Here is a 4,508-nt window from a genome sequence, read left to right on the forward strand (position 1 = left end):
ATGGTTTTCTTCAGGTCGTCGCGCACCTCCTTGGAATCGGCGCGCAGCACCAGATATTGGTGGCCAGATTCATGATGGACTTGGGAAAGTCGGTATGCTCCTGCGAGGCCAGCGCGATGTGCACCTTGTACTTGCGCCCCACCCGCACCAGCGTCTCGATCAGGCCCAGCACCATGGGCGAGCTGATATTGTGCAGCTCGTCGTAGACGATGCGCTTCACCTCGTTGCGGTTCTTGCGCAGCTCGCGGCGATGGTACTCCATATACTGCGCCGGGCAATCCATGGTCGGCACCACCTCGTCGTCCATGTAGAAGCCGCGCGCCAGGAAGGCGCTGGTAGCCAGATACATCACCTCGCCCTGCTTCTGCGACGCCGCGCCCTGGCCACCGGTGACGTCGGCCAAGTCTACCGCCACGATCTTGGCGTTGGAAAAGTCCAGCGCGGTCTCGTACGCCAGCAACGGAAAGCGGCTGCTGATGGAACCCAGCATGCGGTTGCAGAAATCCAGCATCGACGAGCCGCCTGGAATCACTGCATCGGTATAGTTGTCCTTGATGCTGGGCGTGGCCTGCATCACCTGGCTCAAATCGGGAATGATGGGCACGGCGTAGCGCTGGGCCACGGTGGCGGCGCGGATTTCGCCGCAGTTGAACAACATGTCCACCACGCTCCACCAGGAACACTCCTCTTCCGGATGCTGGTTGTTCCGCTGCAGCGCCTCGTCCACTTCCGCGTTGCGGCGCGGCTGGTATTTCTTGGGCTTCTCCACCGAGAAATAGCGGTAGGCCGCCGTCACCAGCGTGTCCACCAGCTCGGCGATTTCAGGTACCGGCCTGTCCTGCCCCACCGGCGTCAGCAGCAAGGTGACAAAGTCCACCAGGAAGGCCTTCTCATCCGGCACCGCCGAGCGGCAACCCAGCATGGTATCGAAGGGATTCATCGCATTGCGCTTGTCTATCGACAGCCGGTAATGCTGCGCCAGGTACTGTTTATCTATCGGCAAGGACGCCTTGACCGTGTCGATCAAGCCCTTGGAGGAATAGCCGACGTCAAGAATGGCCATTCTGGGAATATCATCCTTGCCCGGCTGCAGGATGGAACCCAAATTGAGCGCCTGCAGCAACACCGACTTGCCCGAACCCATGGTGGCGAACATCACGTCCACCCAGGCTTGCTGCAATTGCGAACCCACTTGGTAGACGAACAGCTTGCCATCCTCGGTCAACATCATCATGTTGCCGTAGCTCCAGGGCGACGCCGGCCGCTCGATGGGCAGGATGGCAGCCAGCATCTGCGAGGGCATGATCAGTTCCGGCGCCAGATTGCGGAAACCCGGCAAGGTCCCCATCGCCACTTCGCAAGGGTTGCCGAACTCCTGTATCACCTGGCCGCCGCCCCAGCCGTTCAGCGCAGCCGCCAGCTCGGTGAAGCGGTCGGTGGCCTCCTGCTTGCTGCCGCCCCAGGTCACCACGGAAATCTTCACGCCGACAAAGGTGGTGGCGCCTATCCGCTCCAGTTCCTTCACCTCGTTGATGGCATCGACGATCTTGGAGTTCTGCCCGCCGAAAGTGGAAAATTTGAGGAACTGCGCCACCGACTTCTTGGTGGAGAAACGTCCCGACGCACTGCCGGACAACAGCTGGAACGCCATGCGAAACGGAATTTCGCCATGAATGCGCGCGGTGGGCAGGATGCGCAGCAGGCTGTTGAACACCTCAGGCTGCGAAATGGGGAATTCGAAGTAGCCGCTGGAATAGAAACGGTTTCCCACCCGCGCCACGCCCTCCTCCGGAATGTTTTCCAACTGGCGGCGGAATATCTGCAACCCCGGCAAGGGAGGGATGATGTCGTCGCGCTGGCCGGCGATGGTCGGCTGCGCGCGCGTCGGCAGCGCGCCGCTCTTTTTCACCGAGTCGGGCGTGATCGGGCTCAGACCCTCTCCCGAGCCGTCCCACAGATCCGCGTCCAGCACGATGGCCTGCTCCATGGTCAGCGGCTGCGCCTTCAGGCTGAAAATGTTGATCAGGCCTTCCACATATTCCTTGCACACCCCCAGATGGCGGTTGCGCATCGCCGGAATGAAGCTTTCGCTTTGCGCCATCTCGCCGCCCGACCAGTTGGCCGCCACCTTGCGCATCTCCTTGGGCAGAATGGCCGGCGAAGTGGTCACCACGATCAACGCGAGCTCCGACGTCACGGTGCGCGACAGAATGTCCTCGCGCTCGTCCAGGATGAAGTTGACGTCCATCCCTATCCTGGCCGTGGCGGAACGGATGCTGTTGGCCTGCTTCCTCACTTCCTTGCGCGAGGTTTCCTTGTCGCGCTGGAAAATGATGTCCACCACGATGCCGGAACGCCTGGGCAGGCTGGCCAGCATGGCGGACAGCTTGGCCAGACGCTCTTGATACGCCTCGCCGTCGAATGACTGCAAGGCGCCGTCGAGCTTGTAGATGGTCATCAGACCGCCGCCGCGCAAAGAGATGACGTTGCCCGAGCCCGTGGTCCACGCGCACTTGTCCCACAGCGCAGCTCCTCGGAGCTTGGGAATGCGCTTCATGAAGTTGTCAAACGCGTCAAATATAGTCACTGCTCACCTCTTAACTCTTCAGACTGCGGCATCCGGTTCAAGCCCCGCTCTGCGCCGCATCATGGCGCCGCAACGCGCCCACGCCTTCCGGCCGGTAGGACAACGGAAAAATCAGCCTCAAGCCATTGCGGGTGAGAAGCTTGACGGTTTCCTCGTAGGAGTCTTCGCGATTCTTCATCAGCACCTTGAAAAAGGTCGCCAGGTTATCCACTGTCCCGCGGCTGCCCATATAGCTCTCTACCAGCTTGGCGGACTGCTCGAAGTGCCGCTCCAGGTTATGGCCCAAGTCGCTTTCCGCCAGCCTGGGCATCGCGCGGCAGATCCGGTTGATCGCCTCTTGCGAACGGCCTTTCTCCACCCCCCAAAAAGCGCCCGCCCGCAATGCGGCGCCCACATGCTGGGTGGCCCGGCAGTAGTGGCACAGCACCAGCCAGTTGTCCGGATTCTCGTTCCGATAGTCGTCGTCCAGCGCCTCGCCCTCCAGGAACTCCCTGCTGCGGTAGCCGCAAAACTGGCAAGCATGCCTTCTGTATTCAAACAGCGAGCCAAGAAAGCCAGGCGCCGGATGACTGGCGATGGAGTACAACCCATCCTCTATCCCCGGGTAATTCCGGTTGCGGTAGATTTGCACGCTTAGCATTTTAAATGTTTTATAAAATATATACTATAACAAACATTATACGCAAAATTCGATATGTCATGACAATAAAAAACCCGCCTCAGGCGGGTTGCGGCAAAACGCCGGCCTCACATCAGAGTGTGGCCGCCCATACGATCCAGTCCGGCGCGAAATACGCGATCACGCCGCCCAGGCCTGCGAACAGCGCGGTCTTCATGTGGCCGCGGTCCTCCCTGCCCGGCTTGCCGGACACATAGATGTTCCAGCCGGAGAAACCCATGCACATCACCCCACCAGCTGCAGGCCCATGCCGATCACCTCCTTGAACGAGGTGATCAGGTCCTTGGTCTGCTTGGCGGTATCCATCAGACTCTTGCCAGAGTTGCCTGCCGTCGTGGCCACCGTATCGGCGAGCGAGGTCTCGGTGGCCAGCAAGGCCAGCACCGCCACCATCAGAAGCAGATTTCCCTTTTTGAACTTCAACATTGTTTCACTCCTTAAGCCTCATCGGGCTGCGTTATCAGGACAGACTGGGAAAGGTGTTGCGCACCAAGGCCCAAGCGTCCTCCATGTAATAAAGAAATATGCCGGACAGAAACAGCACGAATATTTTCCAACCATCGCCCGCCTGAGTGAAACGGGCATCGCCGCTTTTGTACATCGTCCATCCCGCCCTGCCCATCGCCGCCAGACCCAGCAACTGACTGAGCGCATACACTACCTCGCGTATCGCATTGCCCGCCGCCAACGCGTCTCCCGCCAGCAAGGTTTGATCAAACATCACTGCCCCCGGTAAATGCATCGTCAAGAAACAGAACGCCTATCAGTTCACTTCTGCCCAGAATCACCTCCGATTTGTTGAATCTAGCCGCCCCCGCCGTCGCCACCTGGGCCACGGCCTCCACCGTTTTGCCCACCGCGTACTTGGCCGGCTGGTCAATCTTGGGCACGGTTGTCACCGCGCCGCCGTTCACCACCGTGGTTTCGCCGCCGCTGGTCAGCGCCGTGGCGTAATTCCCCAGAAAGGCGCCAGCCGCGATCATGCCGAAACGGTCGAGATAATGGCCTTTCACCGCGCTGGCCACCGCCTGGGAATTGGTCTCCTTATCCACCAGCACCGCATCCACCGGCACCACGCGGCCATCCGCCAATCGCATCTTGTTCAGTTTGACCACCAGCGCGTCATAGCCTTCGGTATACGTGCCGAACAGCTGGGCATCGCGTTTGGCGCCGTCTTCCACGATCCGCACCATCACCGTGGTGCCCGTCTGGTAGGACGAAGTTTCATTCAGCGTCACCGCG

General features: G+C 60.2%; 6 protein-coding genes. All 6 read right to left on the reverse strand.

The annotated features are described in order from the left end of the window. Positions 1-10: 10 nt before the first annotated feature. Positions 11-2,587, reverse strand: coding sequence for a hypothetical protein (locus tag BI344_RS22515; protein ID WP_139167130.1), 2,577 nt, complete (start codon positions 2,585-2,587; stop codon positions 11-13). A gap of 37 nt (positions 2,588-2,624) precedes the next feature. Continuing rightward, the gene (locus BI344_RS22520; RefSeq protein ID WP_139167131.1) at positions 2,625-3,227 is read right to left on the reverse strand and encodes a hypothetical protein; all 603 of its coding nucleotides are present in this window, start codon (positions 3,225-3,227) and stop codon (positions 2,625-2,627) included. Positions 3,228-3,339: 112 nt separating this feature from the next. Further along, a complete protein-coding gene (locus tag BI344_RS24520) occupies positions 3,340-3,492 on the reverse strand; it encodes a hypothetical protein (protein ID WP_206600471.1) in 153 nt (50 codons plus the stop codon). Beyond that, positions 3,492-3,692, reverse strand: coding sequence for a hypothetical protein (locus BI344_RS22525; RefSeq protein WP_071115015.1), 201 nt, complete (start codon positions 3,690-3,692; stop codon positions 3,492-3,494). The genes BI344_RS24520 and BI344_RS22525 overlap by 1 nt, the downstream gene beginning before the upstream one ends. 34 nt (positions 3,693-3,726) lie before the next feature. Beyond that, positions 3,727-3,987 (reverse strand): hypothetical protein, encoded by a 261-nt coding sequence (locus tag BI344_RS22530; RefSeq protein WP_071115016.1) that lies wholly within the window; start codon positions 3,985-3,987, stop codon positions 3,727-3,729. After that, a partial coding sequence (locus BI344_RS22535) for a TraB/TrbI/VirB10 family type IV secretion system protein (protein ID WP_139167132.1) occupies positions 3,980-4,508 on the reverse strand: 529 nt, incomplete at its 5' end. The genes BI344_RS22535 and BI344_RS22530, both read right to left, overlap by 8 nt.

The sequence above is a fragment of the Chromobacterium sphagni genome (assembly GCF_001855555.1).
GTDB classification, from domain to species: domain Bacteria; phylum Pseudomonadota; class Gammaproteobacteria; order Burkholderiales; family Chromobacteriaceae; genus Chromobacterium; species Chromobacterium sphagni.

Coding starts and splice junctions, on each gene's coding strand:
- BI344_RS22520 (WP_139167131.1), bottom strand. CDS start 3,227: ATGCTAAGCGTGCAAATCTACCGCAACCGGAATTACCCGGGGATAGAG.
- BI344_RS24520 (WP_206600471.1), bottom strand. CDS start 3,492: ATGTGCATGGGTTTCTCCGGCTGGAACATCTATGTGTCCGGCAAGCCG.
- BI344_RS22525 (WP_071115015.1), bottom strand. CDS start 3,692: ATGTTGAAGTTCAAAAAGGGAAATCTGCTTCTGATGGTGGCGGTGCTG.
- BI344_RS22530 (WP_071115016.1), bottom strand. CDS start 3,987: ATGTTTGATCAAACCTTGCTGGCGGGAGACGCGTTGGCGGCGGGCAAT.